The organism is Klebsiella sp. KTE92 (genome assembly GCF_000398905.1).
Lineage (GTDB): Bacteria > Pseudomonadota > Gammaproteobacteria > Enterobacterales > Enterobacteriaceae > Klebsiella > Klebsiella variicola.
Genome location: NZ_KB976100.1, coordinates 1,150,501 through 1,170,308, shown reverse-complemented (window position 1 = coordinate 1,170,308; position 19,808 = coordinate 1,150,501). Strand labels below are relative to the sequence as shown.

Genomic DNA, 19,808 nt, shown 5'->3' with positions numbered 1-19,808 from the left:
ACATTTGCCTCAGCCTCTCGACCAGTGCCTCGTTTACTCACGCTCTATTATGGCGATAGCAAACGCAAACAGGCCGTTCAGCCCGGTCTGATATGGCCAGCATGCGGTTATTTGTGACTGGGGCAAAGGTTAAGCATCGACATTGCGGATCCTTTTCCCAGATATGCTACGTTTACAGCGCTCATTCGACGCAAGTGCCTTTGCCGACGTCGCCGCTTTCAGAAGCCATAGTGAGAAGGAACTATGACAATGAATTATCAATTAGTGAAGCAAGTCAGAGAAAATAGCCCATTAAGAAAAAGCTTCATTGACCTTGCCGTTAAGACTTTTGATCTGTCTTTTGAAGAGTGGTATCAGCAAGGTTACTGGACCGACGCCTATATCCCCTACGCCTTTGTCGAACGCAATAAAGTTATCGCTAACGCCTCGGCCAATATCATCGACCTGCGCTGGCAGGGCGAGCCCCGGCGTTATATTCAGATTGGCACCGTGATGACCGAACCGGACCACCGTAATAAGGGATTAGCCGGCCAGCTTATCCATCACATCCTGCAGGACTGGCAGCAGGAGGCGGACGCCTTCTTTTTATTCGCCAATCCCACCACGGTGGATTTTTACCCCAAATTTGGCTTCACCCGCAGCGAAGAGCATCAATATATTATGCCGGTTTCCCCGCGAGCCGGTGATTTTCGTAAACTGGATATGGACAGCGCTGACGATGTCGCCCTGCTCCGCCATTACTATGAAAAATCCAACCCGTTCTCACCGCTGCGGGTGGAGCATAACTTTGGCCTGCTGATGTTTTACTGCTCAGCCTTTATGAAGCATTTTGTTTATTACTCGGCAAAAAATGAGGCAGTGGTCATCGCCATGCAAAACGGTCCGGTGCTGATCTGCTTTGACCTCTTCTGCAAGGAGGGTAAGAGCCTGTCGACGCTGGTCAACGAACTGGCCGATGACCATGTTTACCAGGCCATCCTCGGTTTTACCCCTAATGAAGACCGGCTCGGCGAGTATGAGAAAATAGAGGGAGAAGATATCCTCTTCGTCTATGACCAGAAGGAAAACCTGTTTAAAGACAGGAAGTTGATGTTTCCTTTACTGGCGCATGCCTGACGACGCCACGCCGTCAGGCCGATCAGTTATAAGTCACCACGAAGGTCGCGCTGGCGTTCGCCTCGCCCGCAGTCACTGCGGGCTGCGTCTGGATATAGCGGGCCTGATAGGATAAACGATAGTTCGTCTGACTGCCTTTATTCCCGGACCAGACCTGGCTCACCTGGTTTAGCGGCACCAGCGCGCCGCCGGCGCTGAGGATTTGCACGCCAAGTCCGGATGCGCCTTCAGGTTGGTCATCGATTTTAATCACCTCGTTGGCGGCGACAGCGCTGTCCACCGTCGCGTTAAACTGCATAAACACGCTGCCGACATTTTCACAGTTCGTCAGGTTGATGTTAAAAGGAACCGGGGCGGTGGTGCTGTTGAGCCCGGTAAACGCGGTTTTGTTATGCCGCCCGAGGAAGACGTTAATGTTTTTACTGTCGTCAGTAATCTTGCAGGTGGGTGATTTGACCTGAATACAGAGCCCACTGACGCTAAAGCGCATCGCCTGTACTCCGCCAAGATAAATATCGCCAAGGTAATCGTTAAGGCAATACTCGCCCGGCGGCGGTAGACCGCCGTTATCGGCAATCCGCCAGAAATAGATGGTCGGTTTTTTATTTTCCGCCTGAAATGCGCGCTGGCCGGAAAATACCGGCGCTGAGGGCCAGGCCGTGAACAGGGGATCGAAATTAATGCCATCCTGTTCCCCCATCTGGAAGCTGTAACCAATGCCCGGCAGGCGGTCGATGCTGTAGATATCCCCGGGCTTGCCGTCTCCCGCCGGGCCGACCCGTGAGCCGCCGATGCTCTGAAACCCGCCGGGCTCGCTGCCGCTGCAGGCGATCTCCCAGCGTTCGTTATTAGTGATAATCATCCCTCCGTAGCTGTATAGCAGGGAGCCGATGGGACGATTGCTGACGTCAAGGTTGATACTGGCCTGGCTGACGTTCACTGAATACTCGATAGTTTTGCCACTGACCATCTGGCACGCTGCCGACAGCGAGGCGCAGTATCCGCCGGCCAGCAGAAGCGGTACCCCTGATGCGATGATTTTTTTCATATTACTTCTCCTTTATTCCCGGCCGGCAGACCTGATGCGGCGTACCGCGGCTAACCTGTTGCGCCGCGTCGCCGCGGATGGCATAGGCCAACCGGCAGTGTTGCCCGCTGCGTTCGCCCCATACTACCGAGACGCTGCCGTCGGCCTGCGGCACCCGGGCATACAGCAGCCCGCCCTGACCGACGGCGCCAACCGCCCGACCGCTGTCGTCAAACACCTCCGCGCCCAGCGGGGGCGCCGCGCCATCCGGCAGCGTGACATGGGCAAACCAGGGATAGCCGGTACGCGTGACAAATTTGACCTTCACCGCCGCGCCCGAATCGGGCACCACCGTCGTGCTGCTGGAGACAATCTCCACATGGTCGTTCAGACCCTGCGGATCGAGATCCAGCCAGTTATCGGTAAAGGGATCGAGGTAAGGGATGATCGTAAAACCCTGGCGGTTTATTGGCTGTCCGAGGCGGTTTGCCACCCGAGCGCCCGCCGCGCCGGGCGCTTCCACAATGGCGAAAGTTTCCCCCAGTTCGGGGGTGGCGGTCATTCCGCCCTGATGCGCCACCAGGGCGCCCGATGCCCCCAGCGAGTACTGCTGCTGGTGGCGACCGGCGCTGGCGCTGGCATTCAGGTACGCATAATCCGTACGCAGGCTACCGTTGCCCCCAACGCTGGCCTCGTGCGGGTTCTCCCGCGGCATGTCGTAGCTGGCGGTCAGGCCATAGCTAAAGGCATTTTTCTCGCCAGCGCTGCCGGTATAGCTGGACTGCAGCTGGCTGCCGTAGTTCTTATCATGGTTAAAGCGGGTAGTCAGGCTGCCCGCCTGCCCGAACGGCAGCGAAAAGGAGACGCCCACCACCTGATTATTGCGGTGATGAATATCCTGACTCTGCTGGGCGTACAGGTAGTAATTGAGCTGGCCATAGCGGTTGGCGTACCCCAACTGATAGGAGCGCCAGCGGTGGTGGTGGACATCCTCGCTCCAGATTCCGTTAAACGACAGGCTGCCGCTGCCGGCCTGCTGAGACAACGTCGCGCTGTAGCGGGTCATCTCCCGCCAGTCGTTGGGGTAACGGTCGTGCTCCCGGACGGCGTCGCGAATGGAACGATAGTTGCCGTCGTTGCTGTGGCTCATCGAGACCAGCATCCGCGTATCGGACGCGAAGGATTTTGATGCGGATACCCGCCAGCGATACCCCTCCTGCCAGCCGCGTTCCCTGCCCTTCGCCGCAGAACGGGAAAGATCGACCGCCAGCGCCCCCCAGTAGGTATTGAAGGCGCTGCCGACCAGCGTCGAGTAATAATCCGTCGTCGCGTTGGCGCCGGAATAGCCGCTGACATAGTCATTGAAGCCGTACTGCGCCGTGGCTTCGCCAAATCCCGGCCGCCCGGCGATCCCGTCCTCATCCAGATAGCCCAGCGACAGGTCATAGTAGACCGCGCCTGCCCGCACCAGGCCAGGCAGCGCGGCGTACGGCACGGTAAAGGTCTCCTGACTGCCGTCCGCCTCATGGATCGTTACCTGTAAATCGCCGCCGGCGTTGGTGGGATAGAGATCGTCAAAGGTGAATTTGCCCGGCGGAACCGTGGCCTCGTACAACAGGGCGCCGTTCTGGGTGACCGTCACGCGGGCATTGGTGCGCGCCACGCCGCTAACCGACGGCGCAAAGCCGCGGCGGGAGCCCGGCAGCATGCGCACATCGGTAGCCAGCCTGCCGCCGATAAAACTGACGCTGTCAAAGAAGGTTCCGTCGGTCCATCCCTGACCCAGCCGTAACGTGGACGCCCAGTTCACTACACTTCTCTCAGCCCAGGTGGCAATGCTATCCCAGTGTGTATTCACCTCCTGCGCCTGGTAGCTGGACTGGTGATGTAAACGCCAGCCAAAGGCGCGCAGGCTGGCATCCAGCCCGAGATAATGATGGCTGCTGCTATCCCCGTCGACGATGCTCTGATAGCTGTTGGCCTGATAGCGCAGCACTGCGGCGGGCACGCCGCTATCCACCTTCTTCAGGTTCACCGCCCCCCGATAATGGGGTTGCAGTAGCGCCTGGGGCATATTCACCCGCAGGACGTTTTCCCCGCTGTCATACTCCCAGCCGATCGCCTTATTGATCTGCGAAAAGCGCAGGCAGGTGGCCGCCGCCGGCCACTGGGCATCCTTCAGCTGCAGGGCGTCGAACAGCGAGGGCGAGATGCAGGGCTCAAGCTGGCCATCGTGTTCCTGGATAACAAACGTTTCTTCCGCCAGGTCCCGGCCATTCACCGAGAGCGTGCTGCGATACTGTCCGGCGTGCAGCGGATTACCGTATTGATATTTCTGGAGATCAACCTGCGCGGCGCCGTGCAAATGGGCGCGGTTAAAACTAAACGCCTCTGCCGCCCATGCCTCCTGCCAGGGAAGGAGCAGCATCAACCCAAACTTGATCTCCCTGAGTTTCATAATAATGTCCTTACTGAGGATAATTATGATTCACTACCGCGCCGTAATCATTGATGGTGGTGAAGCTGAATTTCTCCGGCAGCGTACGCAGCGCGACCCCTTTAAGCGCGATCTCCAGCGAGGAAAAAGGGGCGACCATGCCAGCGGACTGTTTTTGTCCGTTAAGGGTGATGCTGTCGATGGTGATATAGCGCGATGAGGCATTGCTCACCCGCAGCCCATTGCCCGTGGGAGCCAGCGCCCAGCGCAGGGCATTCTCCGGCGCCATTTTTTCCGCCGCCACGCCTGCCGGACGGTAAAACAGCTTGATACGCGACCGTATCGCGAGCTGGAGGTAATTGATTGCCGTGCCGTTTTTCGGCTCAGGCGGGATGTCCAGCAGATTAAACCAGAACAGCGACTCCCGATCCTGCGGCAGACGGCTGCCGTTGAACACCAGGCGCCAACTCTGGCCCTTTCCCGGCTCGATACGCACAATCGGCGGCAGCACAATAAACGGCGCCGAATCTTTTTCCGGTTGATTTTGCACGCGGCCATCGTCGACCCAGACCTGCGTCAGAGAGGGGGTCTCCCCCATATTGGTGGCCCGGACGGCGATCTCTTTTTTGTCGCCGGGAAAAATAATCCGTGTGCCGTCAATAACCATGCTGGCGTCCGCCGAGGGTAAAATGCAGGACAGCAGCCATGCCAGAACCATACGCCGCATATTCACCTCCTCCTTGCCGGGTGGATAAACGGCCCCTGAGCGGGGCCGTGGACAGGGTTTACGGATAGACCACCGTAAAGTTGACGTAGGTAGCGACTTTTCCAGCCGTAGCGGCGTCGGTCGCATAGTAGCGGGCATAGAAAGGCAGCGAGGCGGAACCATCCTGCTCAGCCACCGCCACCGGGATCACGTCCGGGCGAGCAATGGTGCCGTCTGCAGCGACCGCCGGGCTCTCCGCGAGGTTAATCGGCGTAAACCGGGTGTTCAGCAGTTCCACATCGACGTTTTCTGCTTCCGTGCCGTCAGACAGGGTATTTTTTAGTCGGCCCTCCGTGGAAACGTATTGATCTTTCTCGAAGTACACCGAGACATCAGCCCCTGGGGTGCAGCTCGTCAGATCGATAGTGAAGGGAACCACGCCCGCCGTCTCACCCGCGCTGCTGAGCGCTGAACGCTGGACCGTCGGCAGGGTCACCGTCTTGTCTTTATTCACTACCGTACAAGTATTTTCGATGACTTCACCATTAAAGGTGACTTTGCCATCAGCAGCCTGTGCCGCTACCGGAGAAAGCATCATCATCACCACGAAAGATGCCATTCCTCTGCTGTATTTTTTCATATTCACTCCTCATCACCACGCTTATGGAGAATCGTTCAGGAAATACCCCTGGCGTACTTTATACGTACAATTTATTAATGTTCAGTCCATTGGATTAACCTGTTATCTTTTAACCCCTTCCCTGCACTGACATCCTACTCACTTCATTGTTTATTATTCAAATTCGCCACCAGGACCATTTCTACTTTTTATAGAAAAGTCTTAACTCCATTCTGAAAAAGAAATAAAAGAAACCCACATTAAAAACATAACTCATTGTAAATAAATGATAATTTTTATTTTTTGTTTTCCATACAACATTCGCAAAATGCGATCTAAATATCTCATCCTCATTATTAACCACCTCCTCCCACGTTCTCCTCCCTCGATTGAAAGCGCAGGGAGTATGTTATTTCAGACGGGTATTCTCTACAGTAAATTGTCGAATCAGGCAGGACAGCATGCACAGCGTATTTATGCCAGGAGGTCATTATGTTGATCTGCATTGCGGATTCAGAATATTTTAATATTGCGCTGAAGGCGTATATTAATGAACCAAACAGCAAGCCTCTGGATATTAAAGAAATGCTCTGTTACCCGTTTAGCGGACAGAGTGAGATGTTCTATACTTTTTTTGCGACCGATGCCGGAGCCCGGTTAAGCACCATCCTTATTGATTACAGCAGCGTCAGCATCGAAGTACTGCAGGTCGCGCTCAGTTTAAAATCGTTTAATCCCCTGATCCGGATCTTTATTTTTGCCAAATCAGGCTACCCGTTGAGCGAGCTCGAAAGCAGCCTCGCCATTGTGCTTGGCGCAGAGTTCATCACCAGTTTTGCCGGGCTCAGTACGGCCCTTGCCCGCGCTCCGCGCTGGACGTCGCCCCCCGCCGACAAGCTCTATATCGCCATACCTGACAGCTATAACCTGACCCGTAAGGAAACTTTTTTAATCAGCCTGTTGATGGGGGGAATGCCGTTGTGTCACATGGCCAGCACCATGCAGCTCACGATCAAACGGGTCTACTACTACCGTTCACGCGTCCTTAGCAAGCTGGCGGTGAAAAATAACGTGGAACTGATGAACAAAGTTCAGGGGATGGTGTTGCGCCACTACCGACAGGAGACAGGCCATGAAATCGTATCTCTACGCTAAAAATCGCCTCATGTTGATTATCCTGAGCTGGCTAAGCGCAGACGAGGCGTTGCCATCTCGTCACGATTTCCAGCAGACTGAAGCCATCCTCAGCACCCTGCATATACCGTATGTGCTGAAGTCTGACCTTGATCAACTGAAAGCTACGCTACAGCCATTACTCGCCACGCCCGGGCCGCAAACCTGTGAGGTAGGCGCTTTTCTCAGCGCCCTGTTGGCGCTGTATACCCGGTTAACCGAATATACCGCCGTCGAGCACTATCTGCTCTCCCGGCATCTCTAAGTAGCACCCCGCCTGGGCAGGAAGACGCCGCGCGCCTCCTGCCCGTACGCATTACCTTGGGTCAACAGACTGCTCGCCGCGTCGGGAGACGTAATCCCGATAGCCCTCGCCAACGTAAATCTGCCGTGGCCGGTAGATGGTCAGCGGCGCCTGGTGCATCTCGTTCCAGTGCGCCACCCAACCGACCGTCCGACCGACCGCGGTGACCACCGCAAACATCGACGAAGGCAGATTCATCGCCTTGAGGATCACCGCGGTATAGAAATCCACGCTCGGCGACAGGCCATTGTCCACAAAATAGGGGTCGGTCAGCGCCACGTCCTCAAGGGCCATCGCCACCTGCAGCAAACGGTCGGACATGCCTACCTCCGCCAGTACCCGATGGCTGGTTTCACGCAGGATCCCGGCGCGCGGATCGCGGTGACGGTAGCGCGAGTTGCCAAAACCCAGCCGGCGAAATGCCTGCGGATCGCGCTTCGCCTGGCGCAGAAACGCCGGAACCTGATCGACGCTTTCAATCTCCTCCAGCATTCGCATGCTCGATTCATTGGCGCCACCGTGCATTGGCCCCCACAGCGACGCCAGCCCGGCGGCGACGCAGGCGAATAAATTCGCCCCGGAGGAGCCCGCCGCACGCACCGTGGTGGTCGAGGCGCACTGCCCGTGATCGGCATGGAGCACCAGGATCTGGTTCATCGCCTGCTCGATGACCGGATTCAGAACATATTTCTCCGCCGGGATAGCAAACAGCATCTGCAGGAAATTTCCGGCATAGGAGAGATCGTTGCGCGGATACGCGGCGGGTTGTTCAATGGTGTACTTGTAGCTCATGGCGGCGATAGTGGGCATTTTCGACAGCAGCCGGGTGGCGGCCAGCGCCCGGTGCTGCGGATTTTCCACATCCAGGACATCATGATAGAACGCCGCCAGCGCCCCCACCAGGGCGCACATCAGCGCCATCGGGTGCGAATCGCGACGAAAGCCGCTGCACATGCGGGCTATCTGCTCGTGGACCAGAGTATGGCGGGTGATGGTCTCGCGAAAGGTTTGATAGCTGGCCTCATCCGGCGCGTCACCGTTCAGCATGATGTAGGCCACTTCGAGAAAATCGCACTGGCGAGCCAGCTGATCTACCGGATAGCCGCGGTGCAGCAGCACGCTGTTTTCTGTATCGATCCACGAGATCGCCGACTGGCATCCGGCGGTATTGGCGAAGCCGGGGTCATAGCTGCAGAATCCGGACTGATTTAGCCCGCGCATGTCGACTCCCACCGGCCCCCGCGTTCCCGGCACCTGCGGCAGGGCGATGGGCGGTTGTTGCCCGGCAAAAGAAAGCGTTAACGGTGTAGTGCTCATCCTGTTAGTCCCCCAGCAAGCTTATCAGCGACCTGAAGTCATTCTTCAGGCGGAAAGACCAACATAACCAATGTGATGCCGCTTATTCATTGATGTCATCACTATAACCCTGACAAAGAGGATATTTTACTGGCCTTCACGGGGAAACAGGCCGTCTTTCCCCAGCCCACCGCCGGATAGCGGCACAAATCGCCAAGGATAAAGGCGATCATCGCTGTCAAAATTTACGCTGAGTAAAGAAAGGATGAAGAAGAGCTACCATGAATTTTGTGCTGTCGATGACCCTCATCTGCATTACCATCGCCTGGCTGATGATGAGCCTGCTGCCGGTGTAGATGCACCGCTAACCGCCACGCCAGTGGTCTGGATAACCCCTCCTTCAATTGATTTCCGCCGAGGTCTTCGCCTCTGAGGTTTCACAAGAGCCATATAAGAAGTACTGGTTGCATATCAGGCTGTTGCGTTTTCCCGCCGAGGGGTAGGCTAAAAGCCCACTGTTAAGGAGGTGATATGTCTGGACTGATCAATCCACATGCGGCCCCGGAAGAAGCAGCCTATGCGCTGCTGATTGAGCTCGTTCGCGCCCAGCGCGTGCCGCAATATGAAGGCGAAATTTCCGGCCTGCTGGCGATGTACGACGAAGCTGTTAAACACTTTAAAGAGAAAGAGACCGAGCGTTAGGCGTGGACATCGTGGTGCGAGGAAAGCGTGACGCCTGCGGAAGAGGCGCAGGCGTTGGCTGGATAGCAGCTTGCGTCATCAGCTGCCGCGGTAGGTAGAGTATCCGTACTGACTGAGCAGCAGCGGGATATGCAGTTTTTGATTTTGCTTTGTAACATTGAAAATAACCGGAACCACCGGGAAGAACGTATTCATGTTTTGGCTTTTAAAATAGTCACCGGTTTTAAACGTCACTTTATAAACCCCCGGCTCCATATTCTCCGCCTGCGGATAGAGCGATTTAATCCGCCCATCGGCATCCGTTTTACCGGTGGCGATATGCTGCCAGCTCTCCCCCTGCTGTTTATCCAGCTCAATCTGCACCCCCGGTGAAGGGAGCCCGGTTTGCTGATTAAGAATGTGTACGCTGAGCGTCCCCTCTGGCGCCGCCAGCGCGCTGAAGCTGAGCAGAGAAATTACGGAGGCGATAACTAATTTCATAATCGTGACCTTATTGGGCAAGTGAAAGTGCCCTAACTATAGTCAGCGCGGCGGGGAAAAAAATTAAACTTTTTGTTATCAGATTGCGGTTATTCGGCGGGGAAAGGCGCAACTGGATGTGCGCTGAAACAGGCCATAAACGGCCTTCTGCACAGGGAAAGTCGGCTAACAGATATGATCTTTTCATCTTGAAAAGCAGACCTTTTCCGGACGGCGGGTAACGAACGTCCGGGACCTGTCGCTGATGCTTATACCGTGAGCCGATCGTTGTCAGAAGAGGGATTGATTGTATATAGACTTTGGATAAATGTTTGACCAGGATGGGCTCATAGCTTGTCACTAATACGCTCAATTTTACAAGGACTAACCCGATGCCATTACCCGATCGTCTGCAACCAGCCAAAGTAAACCGCCAGAAACTGCAACAGCTAGCGGACATGGCCGAAGAGATACTGTCGCAAATTGATAATGGGGCCAAGGAAGAAGATGCCGGATTGAAAATGTTGATAGATAGCTGGAATAGTCAGGTCATTAACCCATATGCATTCTCTGATTTCCGGGACTTCTCTTCATGGACCAGTGCAAAAGACTTCACCCGGATGGCATTTAATCAAGAAAAATATGTGGCGGATTTAACCTGGGATGAGCTGATTCAGATCATCCAGTTTGTGTGTCAGGCCGAAGGTAAGGAATCTGAACAAAGCTACGCGCTGGGAGTGCTGGAGAAAAACTTTGATGCCAATCCATCCGACCTTATCTACTGGCCAGATGAATGGTTTCAGGATAAAGACATGCTTCATGTCGATTTGACGCCTGAAGAAATCGCCGGATACCTGATGGCAAAATCTGGCCGGCGGCTAAGCGATGCGCCGCAGATCGAGCTGAAGTATCCGATACCTTCAAATACGTAAGGTATATCAGCGCTCAGTTTGTAGATGTTGAAAGAATGGGATAGCGGCAAAATCACCGATCACCTGGATTTATATCAGGCGCCGCTACGCTTTCTCCTTGTCGGAGACTGGGCTTAAACTGCCGCTGGTGTGTTCCGCATCACGGCTTAGGCCAGCTACGTCCTGCTTCTGGTTATCACTGGTCATTTTGTCGCGGCTGACAATTAGGCTCCCCTGACCACGACCCGGCGCCGAAGGTGTAGCCCAGGCCACCACTGAGGCTGTTCTGCGTGTTGTCGTAGTGGTCATTGCACCGCAGGCTGGTTATCACCAGGCAGATAATGCGTCGCCTCCATTTTCTGAAATCCAGCAGAAGCAGGAAATCTGGGATCATTATTCATATCCCGCAACTTATTGCCTTGTGAAGGATTTGATTCAACCTGTTTCCAGAACGTTTGCTCATTCAAATCCCTCGGCGCTGTAAATTGTTTACCCGGCTTAGCCGTCGAGATCTTCTCCGCTGCTCTAATCAGTATTGTGTTATCAATAATACCGGCTGCTTTACCCACTAACGATAACGCTTTTTCTGCCGGGATTGACGTCAGCAGAGCCAGCGCGTAATCCTTCGCCTCTTCCGCTGTCAGCAACGCCATTACCGTATCCGAGCCCGGGTTATTACTCAGGATGGTTTTGATAATATCCGCGCTTTCCGGCAAGTCGCCGCGTACGATATCCTTTAACCCGGCCTGTACCTGCTCCGGCGAAAGATTGTTGTCCTGCGCATACTTCACCCAGGATGTGGCTGCCTGTCCGGTTTCCGTCATCCCTTTTGGCAGACTCAGCGAGTTAGTCTCAATAACAATCCCAACCACAAAGGCTGGGATCTTTTCGACATAGATTAAAATCCCTTTACTTTAAAAAGGCGGAATAATGCGAGTCCAATGCCTCCAATGCTTCCACCATAAAGTCCTAATTTTGCTCCGTGCAAAACATCTTGCCAAGTTGTATTAAAACCATCGCCAAGCAGCCACAGTAACAACGAAAAAAAAATCTTTCCGCATACAGATAATGCGATCATGAATAAAATCGTAGCAGCTAAGAGAAATAGAGACTGAACACATCTAACTCGGAGATCATTTTTCATTTTTATCTCCTATTTTTTTTATTACCTGCTCAGCTCCTTTACCGCCTCCCTCTGATATTACTGAAGCTCCAATATTACCCATATTGCCTGGAAGCTTACCAGGCAACATCTCCTTAGAGATCCCCAGTTGACCTTTAATTTCGGTATATTTCAGCAGGTCAGGATTAAACTTAGGATCCCAGCCGCCGGTTAGCCATTTACCAGCCGCATTTGTGCCTGAAGAGATTAGTTTGCCTCCCCAGTAACCGCCAGCAGAACCCAGACCATTAGTAATTGCTCCTGTTAAAGGATTGTCACCGTTGATCTGATTGGTTAGCGCGCCACCGGCTGCATTCCAGCCCACTGTTCCCCATAAGCCATTCCCTATGCTTGCAACGTTTATCCAGCCAGCAACAACAGAGTTACCTGTACTCTTCTGGCCGCTGTTGTCGACGCTCATCGACAACAAAAGTGGGCGCTCCGCTGTCGCCGTCAGGTTAACGATGGAGCCGCCAGGTTTTTCGCCCGGCTGGATTTCAATTTGCACAGGCGTCGCGCGCGTGCGGTTAATCTGCTCCATCCCCTGTTCGATATCACGCAGGTTAAGAATATGGCCTTCCAGCCCTGGAAACGCCATTGTTAACTCACGTTTAGCCGCCCCTTCCATGGTGATTTTTTCGAGCTTTCCTTCAAGAATAGTCAGATGTAATACCCCGGAACGTAAATCCTGCTCGGTCAGAAAAGCGCGGCTGGTAATATATCCCCGACTGATATACCAGTCGGAAATAATATTTACGAGTTTAGTAATACGCGCAATATCCATGCATTGCCCAAGCCAGGGCCGGACTATTTTTTGCTGCTGACGCGGATCAATAAGCGTCGCGCCATCTAACGCGATGCGATGGATAGAAAAACAGGGGCCATCAGAGGCTTCAGCCTGCGCAGGCATCGCCGCGTGAAGGCTTGGCGTGGCGCGCTCCAGCGATTCACGTTGCTGCTGGTTCTGACGCAGTAATTGTTGCTGCTGTTGCTCAACGCTGTCGCGATCGGTTGGCGATAAAAAAGCGGCGTGGGTGGTCAGACTCAGCGTCATTAGTCCCAGAGCCAAATACAGAGATTTCATCCGTGTTCTCGTTATTACTTAACGTGCAGTGCAAAAACATATTCCATTATATGTTGCGCGGATTTAAGCATGAAACTTACGGTATGTGAACATGAAATAATGAATGAGGATCGTTTTTAGGATAATGACTTTTGCGCAGCAAAATAGACGGCAGGGGAAAATAACGAATGTATTAACGCGTAGTTGAAATATGTTTTTCAACCGCAATAGCACAGCCAGGTTACAGGATAGGGAAAATGGTGTCCGGTACGAAAAAGCAGCAAGAGGATAAGAAGCTGATATTGAATGGCACGCCCTACAGGATTCGAACCTGTGACCTACGGCTTAGAAGGCCGTTGCTCTATCCAGCTGAGCTAAGGGCGCCCTGAGAAGCGAGTGCTTCGCGGAGTGAAACGCCTGGAATTATACGGTCCACGTCCGTTGAGTCAATCCATTTTGCCAGGAAACTGCGGGGCTTATACGATGCTGGCGAAATATCCCTCAGCAACTGTACAAGAAGCATACCACCGGGGCTCATGCGCGCGAAAATTCACTTAGTGGCCAGGCGCAACACACCAATGACCCTGGACTTAACAGGGTCAAAACAGGCTAAATTCACCGCAGACAGGATAAAACAGCAAACGAGGACTGACAGCGAGGCCCGCTTCTGACAAAATATCCTCATCCCCCTTTCGTAAAGATACAGATGGAATCCTCTCTCTGATGGCAGCAAAAATTATTGACGGTAAAACGATTGCGCAGCAGGTACGCTCTGAGGTTGCGGAAAAAGTGAAGGCTCGCGTTGCGGCCGGAAAACGCGCCCCTGGGCTGGCCGTCGTGCTGGTCGGTAGCAACCCGGCCTCGCAGATTTATGTCGGCAGCAAGCGCAAAGCATGTGAAGAAGTGGGCTTCGTCTCCCGCTCTTACGATCTCCCGGAAACCACCAGCGAAGCCGAGCTGCTGGAGCTTATCGACACCCTGAATGCCGATAAGACCATCGACGGTATTCTGGTTCAGCTGCCCCTCCCCGCAGGGATCGACAACGTCAAAGTACTCGAGCGCATCGCGCCGGATAAAGACGTCGACGGCTTCCATCCCTACAACGTTGGCCGCCTGTGCCAGCGGGCGCCGCGCCTGCGTCCGTGCACTCCGCGCGGTATCGTGACCTTGCTGGAACGCTACAATATCGACACCTACGGCCTCAATGCGGTGGTCATTGGCGCGTCCAATATCGTCGGTCGCCCGATGAGCATGGAGCTGCTGCTGGCCGGCTGCACCACCACCGTGACCCACCGCTTTACCAAAAACCTGCGCCATCACGTCGAAAACGCCGACCTGCTGATCGTTGCAGTAGGTAAACCGGGCTTTATTCCTGGCGAGTGGATTAAAGAAGGGGCGATTGTGGTCGATGTCGGCATTAACCGTCTGGAAAGCGGCAAAGTGGTCGGCGACGTGGTGTATGAAGATGCCGCCGAACGCGCGTCCTACATCACCCCGGTTCCCGGCGGCGTTGGCCCGATGACCGTCGCCACCCTGATTCAGAACACGCTGCAGGCGTGCGAAGAGTATCACGACGTTGAGGAGGCCTGAGATGGCGACATTTTCCTTAGGTAAACACCCGCACGTTGAGCTGTGCGATCTGCTGAAGCTGGAAGGCTGGAGCGAAAGCGGCGCCCAGGCGAAAATCGCTATCGCTGACGGGCTGGTGAAAGTTGACGGCGCGGTGGAAACCCGCAAACGCTGCAAAATCGTCGCCGGTCAGACGGTGAGCTTTGAAGGCCAGAGCGTCACCGTCACGGCCTGACAACGAAAAGAAAAACGCCCGCTTTTGCGGGCGTTTTTTTATGGCTTACTTCCGGCGCCAGGTGGTGCCCTGCGGGCCATCTTCCAGCACAATGCCCATCTCGTTGAGACGGTCGCGCGCCGCATCCGCCGCCGCCCAGTCTTTCGCTTTACGCGCGTCCAGACGCTGCTGGATGAGCGATTCGATCTCCGCCACTTCCGCGTCGTCAACCTGCGCGCCGCTCTGCAGGAACGCCTCCGGCTCCTGCTCCAGCAGACCCAGCACCGCAGCAAGCTTACGCAGGTGGGCCGCCATGGCGTTCGCCGCGGCCGCGTCCTCGGTTTTCAGACGGTTCACTTCACGCGCCATATCGAACAGCACTGAGTAGGCTTCCGGGGTGTTGAAGTCGTCGTCCATCGCCTCGATAAAGCGTGCTTCGAAGGCTTCGCCCCCCGCCGCGTCGACGGATTTGTCCGTCCCGCGCAGCGCAGTGTACAGACGCTCCAGCGCCGAACGCGCCTGCTTGAGGTTCTCTTCGCTGTAGTTCAGCTGGCTGCGATAGTGGCCGGACATCAGGAAGTAGCGAATCGTCTCCGCATCGTAATACTTCAGCACGTCGCGGACGGTAAAGAAGTTACCCAGCGATTTCGACATCTTCTCACGGTCAACCATCACCATGCCGGAGTGCATCCAGTAGTTAACGTACTCGCCGTCATGGGCGCAGGTGGACTGGGCGATTTCGTTTTCATGATGCGGGAACATCAGATCCGAACCGCCGCCGTGAATATCGAAGTGGTTGCCGAGCTGCTTGCAGTTCATCGCCGAGCACTCGATATGCCAGCCCGGACGACCCGCGCCCCACGGCGACGGCCAGCTTGGCTCGCCCTCTTTCGACATCTTCCACAGGACGAAGTCCATCGGATTCCGCTTGACGTCAACCACGTCGACGCGCGCCCCCGCCTGCAGCTGATCGAGATCCTGACGCGACAGCAGACCGTAGTTCGGGTCCGTCGGCACGTCAAACATCACGTCGCCGTTATCTGCCACGTAAGCATGGCCTTTAGCGATCAGCTGCTCGGTGATCTCAATGATCTCCGCGATATGGTGCGTTGCGCGCGGTTCGCTGTCGGGACGCAGAATATTCAGCGCGTCAAAATCTTTGTGCATTTCGGCAATCATGCGATCGACCAGCGCGACAAAGCTTTCGCCGTTTTCATTAGCGCGCTTAATGATTTTGTCGTCGATATCGGTGATATTGCGCACGTACTTCAGCTTATAGCCAAGAAAACGCAGATAGCGCGCCACGACGTCAAAGGAGACGAAGGTACGGCCATGGCCGATATGACAGAGATCGTAAACGGTAATACCACACACGTACATGCCGACTTCCCCGGCATGGATAGGTTTAAATTCCTCTTTCTGGCGCGTCAGTGTATTAAAAATTTTTAACATCGAAGATTCCGTGTAGACGTGTGTGGGTAATGAAGTCTCTATAATACCCATAATTCAGACCGGACGCAGCACACATTGCAAGGTGCATCGACCCCCGCGGTTATGCTATAACACCCCCCTATATCTCACCCGACATCGGGTGCTGGCACCACACTCATCGGAACAGGATGCAAAAATGGTTACTTTCCACACCAATCATGGCGATATCGTAATCAAAACGTTTGACGACAAAGCGCCGGAAACAGTTAAAAACTTCCTGGACTACTGCCGCGAAGGTTTCTACGACAACACCATTTTCCACCGTGTTATCAACGGCTTTATGATTCAGGGCGGCGGTTTCGAACCGGGCATGAAACAAAAAGAGACCAAATCTCCGATTCAGAACGAAGCGAACAACGGCCTGAAAAACACCCGTGGTACGCTGGCAATGGCCCGTACTCAGGCGCCGCACTCTGCCACCGCCCAGTTCTTCATCAACGTGGCCGATAACGACTTCCTGAACTTCTCTGGCGAAAGCCTGCAGGGTTGGGGCTACTGCGTTTTCGCCGAAGTGGTTGAAGGCATGGACGTGGTAGACAAAATCAAAGCGGTTGCCACCGGCCGCAGCGGCATGCACCAGGATGTGCCGAAAGATGATGTGATCATCAAAAGCGTCACCGTCAGCGAGTAATTCGTGGCGACACTTTTTATTGCAGATTTGCACCTGCAAACAGAAGAACCGGCGATCACCGCCGGTTTTCTGCGTTTTTTACAGGGCGAAGCCCGCCAGGCGGACGCCCTGTATATCCTTGGCGATCTGTTTGAGGCGTGGATCGGCGATGACGATCCGAACCCGCTGCACCAACAAATTGCCTCGGCAATCAAAGCCGTCGTCGACGCCGGCGTGCCGTGCTACTTCATCCACGGCAACCGCGATTTTCTCGTCGGCCAGCGCTTTGCCCGCCAGAGCGGGATGCTCCTGCTCGCCGAAGAAGAGCGACTGGACCTCTATGGCCGTGAAGTGTTGATTATGCATGGCGACACGCTGTGCACCGATGACCAAAACTATCTGGCGTTTCGCGCCAAAGTCCACACCCCGTGGATCCAGCGTCTGTTCCTGGCCCTGCCGCTGTTTATCCGCCGCCGCATCGCCGCCCGCATGCGCGCCGACAGCAAAGCCGCCAACAGCAGTAAATCAATGGACATTATGGATGTGAATCCACAGGCGGTAGTTGACGTCATGGAAAGACATCATGTGCAGTGGCTGATCCACGGCCATACCCATCGCCCGGCGGTCCATGAACTGCAGGCCAACGGCCAACCCGCATGGCGCGTGGTACTTGGCGCCTGGCACAGCGAAGGTTCGATGGTCAAGGTGACACCGGACGACGTCGAACTGATCCACTTTCCGTTCTAGTTCCTGCGCGAGCACAATTCCGAAACCGTCTTTTGCCCGGGTAAAGGTGCGCGCTTCCCCGCGTCCTGCATGCTAGTCTCCCACGACATCACTCTCAAGGAACGAGCATGAACAGAAAAAAGTGGAGTCAGCCGCTGATGTGGGGAACGATCATCGCGATCCTCAATCCGTTAGGGGTAAGTTATATCGCCTTAGTCGGCGTCGCTATTGGCAACACGCTGACGTTTGTCTGGTGTGCAATGCTGGCGTGGGCCATCTATTTCTATGCCATTTATTTGCTCTGTACCCGCCCTCACGATAGTCGGCTGGTACAAATCTATTTACTGGTGATGGGCACCCTGATGCTCCCGTGGGGGGTAGTGCTGCTCATCACCTGTATCATGAATGAGATAAAGGCCACTAAGCCGCGATCGACGTCATCACTGAACGAGACAAAAGACGGCTAACCATGCGCACGCAACCGTTTTCCTTGCTGGCAGTTCATGCTATTCTCTGTGGCCTCTAAAGCAGTGTGAAACACACCCACAGGAGTTTTAAGACGCATGTCTTCCCGCAATAATTCGGCGCGTATCGCCATCGTGATGGGGTCCAAAAGCGACTGGGCTACCATGCAATTTACCGCAGAAATCCTTGATGCCCTGAACGTTCCGTACCATGTCGAAGTGGTCTCCGCCCACCGTACGCCTGATAAGCTGTTCAGCTTTGCTGAAAGCGCCGAGAGCCACGGTTATCAGGTGATTATTGCAGGGGCAGGCGGCGCGGCGCATCTGCCGGGCATGATTGCGGCGAAAACCCTGGTGCCGGTGCTCGGCGTACCGGTTCAGAGCGCGGCCTTAAGCGGTGTCGACAGCCTCTACTCCATTGTGCAAATGCCGCGCGGCATTCCGGTCGGTACGCTGGCTATCGGCAAAGCTGGCGCAGCGAATGCTGGCCTGCTCGCCGCGCAGATCCTTGCCCAGCATGATGCCGAACTGCACCAGCGCCTGAGCGCCTGGCGTCAGGCACAAACCGATGAAGTGCTGGATAACCCGGATCCGCGGGGTGCGGCATGAAACAGGTATGCGTGCTCGGTAACGGTCAGTTAGGTCGCATGCTGCGCCAGGCCGGTGAGCCGCTGGGCATCGCCGTCTGGCCAGTCGGCCTGGAAGCCGACCCGGAAGCGGTGCCGTTCCAGCAGAGCGTCATCACGGCAGAAATTGAACGCTGGCCGGAAACCGCCCTCACCCGCGAGCTGGCCCGCCATCCGGCGTTCGTCAACCGCGATGTCTTCCCGATTATCGCCGACCGCCTGACGCAAAAGCAGCTGTTCGACAAGCTTGGCCTGGCCACTGCCCCGTGGCAGCTGCTGGCGGATAAAAGCGAATGGCCGGCGGTGTTTGCCCGCCTTGGCGAGCTGGCGATCGTTAAGCGTCGCGTCGGCGGCTACGACGGCCGCGGCCAGTGGCGCCTGCGCGCTGACGAAATCGCGCAACTCCCGGAGGATAACTACGGCGAGTGCATCGTCGAGCAGGGGATTAACTTCTCCGGCGAAGTGTCGCTGGTGGGCGCCCGCGCCCATGACGGTAGCACCGTCTTCTACCCGCTGACCCGCAACCTGCATCAGGACGGTATTCTGCGCGCCAGCGTGGCCTTCCCGCAGGCCAATGCCCGCCAGCAGGAACAAGCGGAAAGCATGCTGACGGCGATCATGAACGAGCTGAACTACGTCGGCGTGATGGCGATGGAGTGCTTCGTCACCGCCGAGGGGCTGCTGATCAACGAGCTGGCGCCGCGCGTGCACAACAGCGGCCACTGGACGCAAAATGGCGCCTCCATCAGCCAGTTTGAACTGCATCTGCGAGCGATTACCGACCTGCCGCTGCCGCCGCCGGTGGTCAACAGCCCGTCGGTAATGATCAACCTGATCGGCACCGATCTCAACTACGACTGGCTGAAGCTGCCGCTGGTGCACCTGCACTGGTACGATAAAGAGGTGCGTCCGGGTCGCAAAGTCGGGCACCTGAACCTCACCGACAGTGATACCGATCGCCTGAGCGCGACGCTGGAAGCGATCAAGCCGCTGCTGCCGCCGGAGTACACCAGCGGCCTGTTCTGGGCGCAATCGCAGCTCAGCTAAGCCCTGCGTGCCGGGGATTTGATCTATCCCCTTCCCCGGCACACCTTGAGGCGCGTACAATCCCCCCCTTGCTGTAAAGCCCATTT

At 55.5% G+C, this 19,808-nt stretch carries 22 protein-coding genes, 1 tRNA gene and 1 pseudogene; 12 read left to right on the top strand and 12 right to left on the bottom strand.

The window, feature by feature from the left end:
- Positions 1-249 precede the first annotated feature (249 nt).
- Positions 250-1,116, top strand: coding sequence for a GNAT family N-acetyltransferase (locus tag A1WC_RS19565; RefSeq protein WP_016160417.1), 867 nt, complete (start codon positions 250-252; stop codon positions 1,114-1,116).
- Positions 1,117-1,138: 22 nt separating this feature from the next.
- On the opposite strand, the gene A1WC_RS19570 is transcribed toward A1WC_RS19565, so the two are convergent.
- Genes A1WC_RS19570 through A1WC_RS19585 form a run of 4 tightly spaced genes read right to left on the bottom strand, consistent with a single transcriptional unit; the run spans position 1,139 to position 5,926 of the window.
- The gene (locus A1WC_RS19570) at positions 1,139-2,164 is read right to left on the bottom strand and encodes a fimbrial protein (RefSeq protein ID WP_008805480.1); all 1,026 of its coding nucleotides are present in this window, start codon (positions 2,162-2,164) and stop codon (positions 1,139-1,141) included.
- 1 nt (position 2,165) lies between these two features.
- On the bottom strand, positions 2,166-4,601 hold the full coding sequence (locus A1WC_RS19575; RefSeq protein ID WP_016160416.1) for a fimbria/pilus outer membrane usher protein: 2,436 nt from the start codon (positions 4,599-4,601) through the stop codon (positions 2,166-2,168).
- 10 nt (positions 4,602-4,611) lie between these two features.
- Complete coding sequence (locus tag A1WC_RS19580) at positions 4,612-5,307, bottom strand: molecular chaperone (protein ID WP_008805478.1); 696 nt, start codon at positions 5,305-5,307, stop codon at positions 4,612-4,614.
- A gap of 58 nt (positions 5,308-5,365) precedes the next feature.
- The gene (locus tag A1WC_RS19585; RefSeq protein ID WP_012542568.1) at positions 5,366-5,926 is read right to left on the bottom strand and encodes a fimbrial protein; all 561 of its coding nucleotides are present in this window, start codon (positions 5,924-5,926) and stop codon (positions 5,366-5,368) included.
- A gap of 471 nt (positions 5,927-6,397) precedes the next feature.
- Here A1WC_RS19585 and A1WC_RS19590 point away from each other — a divergent pair, with 471 nt between their 5' ends.
- A complete protein-coding gene (locus A1WC_RS19590) occupies positions 6,398-7,060 on the top strand; it encodes a hypothetical protein (RefSeq protein WP_016160415.1) in 663 nt (220 codons plus the stop codon).
- Positions 7,038-7,343, top strand: coding sequence for a hypothetical protein (locus A1WC_RS19595; protein ID WP_016160414.1), 306 nt, complete (start codon positions 7,038-7,040; stop codon positions 7,341-7,343). The genes A1WC_RS19590 and A1WC_RS19595 overlap by 23 nt, the downstream gene beginning before the upstream one ends.
- Positions 7,344-7,394: 51 nt before the next feature.
- Here A1WC_RS19595 and A1WC_RS19600 read toward each other — a convergent pair whose 3' ends face one another.
- The gene (locus A1WC_RS19600) at positions 7,395-8,699 is read right to left on the bottom strand and encodes a citrate synthase (protein ID WP_012542569.1); all 1,305 of its coding nucleotides are present in this window, start codon (positions 8,697-8,699) and stop codon (positions 7,395-7,397) included.
- Between the two features lie 45 nt (positions 8,700-8,744).
- A pseudogene (locus A1WC_RS27830) lies at positions 8,745-8,885 on the bottom strand (hypothetical protein).
- Between the two features lie 324 nt (positions 8,886-9,209).
- Between A1WC_RS27830 and A1WC_RS19605 the strand changes: the two are divergent.
- The gene (locus A1WC_RS19605) at positions 9,210-9,380 is read left to right on the top strand and encodes a hypothetical protein (protein WP_002892370.1); all 171 of its coding nucleotides are present in this window, start codon (positions 9,210-9,212) and stop codon (positions 9,378-9,380) included.
- A 78-nt stretch (positions 9,381-9,458) separates the two neighbouring features.
- Here A1WC_RS19605 and uraH read toward each other — a convergent pair whose 3' ends face one another.
- Positions 9,459-9,860 (bottom strand): hydroxyisourate hydrolase, encoded by a 402-nt coding sequence (gene uraH / locus A1WC_RS19610; RefSeq protein WP_008805473.1) that lies wholly within the window; start codon positions 9,858-9,860, stop codon positions 9,459-9,461.
- A gap of 371 nt (positions 9,861-10,231) precedes the next feature.
- Here uraH and A1WC_RS19615 point away from each other — a divergent pair, with 371 nt between their 5' ends.
- Positions 10,232-10,771: a hypothetical protein gene (locus A1WC_RS19615; RefSeq protein ID WP_012968793.1), complete on the top strand. Its 540-nt coding sequence runs from the start codon at positions 10,232-10,234 to the stop codon at positions 10,769-10,771.
- Positions 10,772-11,055: 284 nt separating this feature from the next.
- Here A1WC_RS19615 and A1WC_RS19620 read toward each other — a convergent pair whose 3' ends face one another.
- The 4 genes from A1WC_RS19620 to A1WC_RS19630 all read right to left on the bottom strand — a co-directional run bounded on the left by A1WC_RS19620 (position 11,056) and on the right by A1WC_RS19630 (position 13,359).
- Positions 11,056-11,622 (bottom strand): hypothetical protein, encoded by a 567-nt coding sequence (locus tag A1WC_RS19620; RefSeq protein WP_016160412.1) that lies wholly within the window; start codon positions 11,620-11,622, stop codon positions 11,056-11,058.
- A gap of 26 nt (positions 11,623-11,648) precedes the next feature.
- Entirely contained in the window at positions 11,649-11,894 is a 246-nt protein-coding gene (locus A1WC_RS27410; protein WP_100040860.1) for a hypothetical protein, read from the bottom strand.
- A complete protein-coding gene (locus A1WC_RS28505; RefSeq protein ID WP_016160411.1) occupies positions 11,884-12,996 on the bottom strand; it encodes a ShlB/FhaC/HecB family hemolysin secretion/activation protein in 1,113 nt (370 codons plus the stop codon). The genes A1WC_RS27410 and A1WC_RS28505 overlap by 11 nt, the downstream gene beginning before the upstream one ends.
- 286 nt (positions 12,997-13,282) lie before the next feature.
- Positions 13,283-13,359, bottom strand: a tRNA-Arg gene (locus A1WC_RS19630).
- Between the two features lie 339 nt (positions 13,360-13,698).
- Between A1WC_RS19630 and folD the strand changes: the two genes are divergently transcribed.
- Positions 13,699-14,565 (top strand): bifunctional methylenetetrahydrofolate dehydrogenase/methenyltetrahydrofolate cyclohydrolase FolD, encoded by an 867-nt coding sequence (gene folD, locus A1WC_RS19635; RefSeq protein ID WP_004143017.1) that lies wholly within the window; start codon positions 13,699-13,701, stop codon positions 14,563-14,565.
- Position 14,566: 1 nt separating this feature from the next.
- Positions 14,567-14,779, top strand: coding sequence for a ribosome-associated protein YbcJ (ybcJ, locus tag A1WC_RS19640; RefSeq protein ID WP_004143016.1), 213 nt, complete (start codon positions 14,567-14,569; stop codon positions 14,777-14,779).
- A 45-nt stretch (positions 14,780-14,824) separates the two neighbouring features.
- Here the strand turns inward: ybcJ and cysS are convergent, their stop codons facing one another.
- Entirely contained in the window at positions 14,825-16,210 is a 1,386-nt protein-coding gene (cysS, locus tag A1WC_RS19645; protein WP_004143010.1) for a cysteine--tRNA ligase, read from the bottom strand.
- A gap of 175 nt (positions 16,211-16,385) precedes the next feature.
- On the opposite strand from cysS, the gene ppiB reads away from it, so the two are divergent.
- The 5 genes from ppiB (at position 16,386) to purK (ending at position 19,722) form a co-directional block, all read left to right on the top strand.
- Positions 16,386-16,880 carry a peptidylprolyl isomerase B gene (gene ppiB, locus A1WC_RS19650; RefSeq protein ID WP_008805471.1) on the top strand — a complete coding sequence of 165 codons (495 nt, stop codon included), beginning with the start codon at positions 16,386-16,388 and terminating at the stop codon, positions 16,878-16,880.
- Between the two features lie 3 nt (positions 16,881-16,883).
- Entirely contained in the window at positions 16,884-17,606 is a 723-nt protein-coding gene (gene lpxH / locus A1WC_RS19655; protein WP_012542648.1) for a UDP-2,3-diacylglucosamine diphosphatase, read from the top strand.
- Positions 17,607-17,713: 107 nt separating this feature from the next.
- Positions 17,714-18,052 (top strand): hypothetical protein, encoded by a 339-nt coding sequence (locus A1WC_RS19660; RefSeq protein ID WP_016160410.1) that lies wholly within the window; start codon positions 17,714-17,716, stop codon positions 18,050-18,052.
- Positions 18,053-18,148: 96 nt separating this feature from the next.
- Complete coding sequence (purE, locus tag A1WC_RS19665) at positions 18,149-18,658, top strand: 5-(carboxyamino)imidazole ribonucleotide mutase (RefSeq protein WP_004151322.1); 510 nt, start codon at positions 18,149-18,151, stop codon at positions 18,656-18,658.
- Positions 18,655-19,722 (top strand): 5-(carboxyamino)imidazole ribonucleotide synthase, encoded by a 1,068-nt coding sequence (gene purK / locus A1WC_RS19670; RefSeq protein WP_012968798.1) that lies wholly within the window; start codon positions 18,655-18,657, stop codon positions 19,720-19,722. The genes purE and purK overlap by 4 nt, the downstream gene beginning before the upstream one ends.
- The last annotated feature ends 86 nt before the right edge of the window (positions 19,723-19,808 follow it).

Excerpts from the sequence above, each read along its gene's own strand:
- A1WC_RS19565 (WP_016160417.1), top strand. The coding sequence starts at position 250 with ATGAATTATCAATTAGTGAAGCAAGTCAGAGAAAATAGCCCATTAAGA.
- uraH (WP_008805473.1), bottom strand. The coding sequence starts at position 9,860 with ATGAAATTAGTTATCGCCTCCGTAATTTCTCTGCTCAGCTTCAGCGCG.
- A1WC_RS19660 (WP_016160410.1), top strand. The coding sequence starts at position 17,714 with ATGAACAGAAAAAAGTGGAGTCAGCCGCTGATGTGGGGAACGATCATC.
- A1WC_RS19615 (WP_012968793.1), top strand. The coding sequence starts at position 10,232 with ATGCCATTACCCGATCGTCTGCAACCAGCCAAAGTAAACCGCCAGAAA.
- A1WC_RS19570 (WP_008805480.1), bottom strand. The coding sequence starts at position 2,164 with ATGAAAAAAATCATCGCATCAGGGGTACCGCTTCTGCTGGCCGGCGGA.
- A1WC_RS28505 (WP_016160411.1), bottom strand. The coding sequence starts at position 12,996 with ATGAAATCTCTGTATTTGGCTCTGGGACTAATGACGCTGAGTCTGACC.
- A1WC_RS19595 (WP_016160414.1), top strand. The coding sequence starts at position 7,038 with ATGAAATCGTATCTCTACGCTAAAAATCGCCTCATGTTGATTATCCTG.
- A1WC_RS27410 (WP_100040860.1), bottom strand. The coding sequence starts at position 11,894 with ATGAAAAATGATCTCCGAGTTAGATGTGTTCAGTCTCTATTTCTCTTA.
- A1WC_RS19580 (WP_008805478.1), bottom strand. The coding sequence starts at position 5,307 with ATGCGGCGTATGGTTCTGGCATGGCTGCTGTCCTGCATTTTACCCTCG.
- ppiB (WP_008805471.1), top strand. The coding sequence starts at position 16,386 with ATGGTTACTTTCCACACCAATCATGGCGATATCGTAATCAAAACGTTT.
- A1WC_RS19585 (WP_012542568.1), bottom strand. The coding sequence starts at position 5,926 with ATGAAAAAATACAGCAGAGGAATGGCATCTTTCGTGGTGATGATGATG.
- folD (WP_004143017.1), top strand. The coding sequence starts at position 13,699 with ATGGCAGCAAAAATTATTGACGGTAAAACGATTGCGCAGCAGGTACGC.
- purK (WP_012968798.1), top strand. The coding sequence starts at position 18,655 with ATGAAACAGGTATGCGTGCTCGGTAACGGTCAGTTAGGTCGCATGCTG.
- A1WC_RS19590 (WP_016160415.1), top strand. The coding sequence starts at position 6,398 with ATGTTGATCTGCATTGCGGATTCAGAATATTTTAATATTGCGCTGAAG.
- ybcJ (WP_004143016.1), top strand. The coding sequence starts at position 14,567 with ATGGCGACATTTTCCTTAGGTAAACACCCGCACGTTGAGCTGTGCGAT.
- purE (WP_004151322.1), top strand. The coding sequence starts at position 18,149 with ATGTCTTCCCGCAATAATTCGGCGCGTATCGCCATCGTGATGGGGTCC.
- A1WC_RS19600 (WP_012542569.1), bottom strand. The coding sequence starts at position 8,699 with ATGAGCACTACACCGTTAACGCTTTCTTTTGCCGGGCAACAACCGCCC.
- A1WC_RS19575 (WP_016160416.1), bottom strand. The coding sequence starts at position 4,601 with ATGAAACTCAGGGAGATCAAGTTTGGGTTGATGCTGCTCCTTCCCTGG.
- cysS (WP_004143010.1), bottom strand. The coding sequence starts at position 16,210 with ATGTTAAAAATTTTTAATACACTGACGCGCCAGAAAGAGGAATTTAAA.
- A1WC_RS19605 (WP_002892370.1), top strand. The coding sequence starts at position 9,210 with ATGTCTGGACTGATCAATCCACATGCGGCCCCGGAAGAAGCAGCCTAT.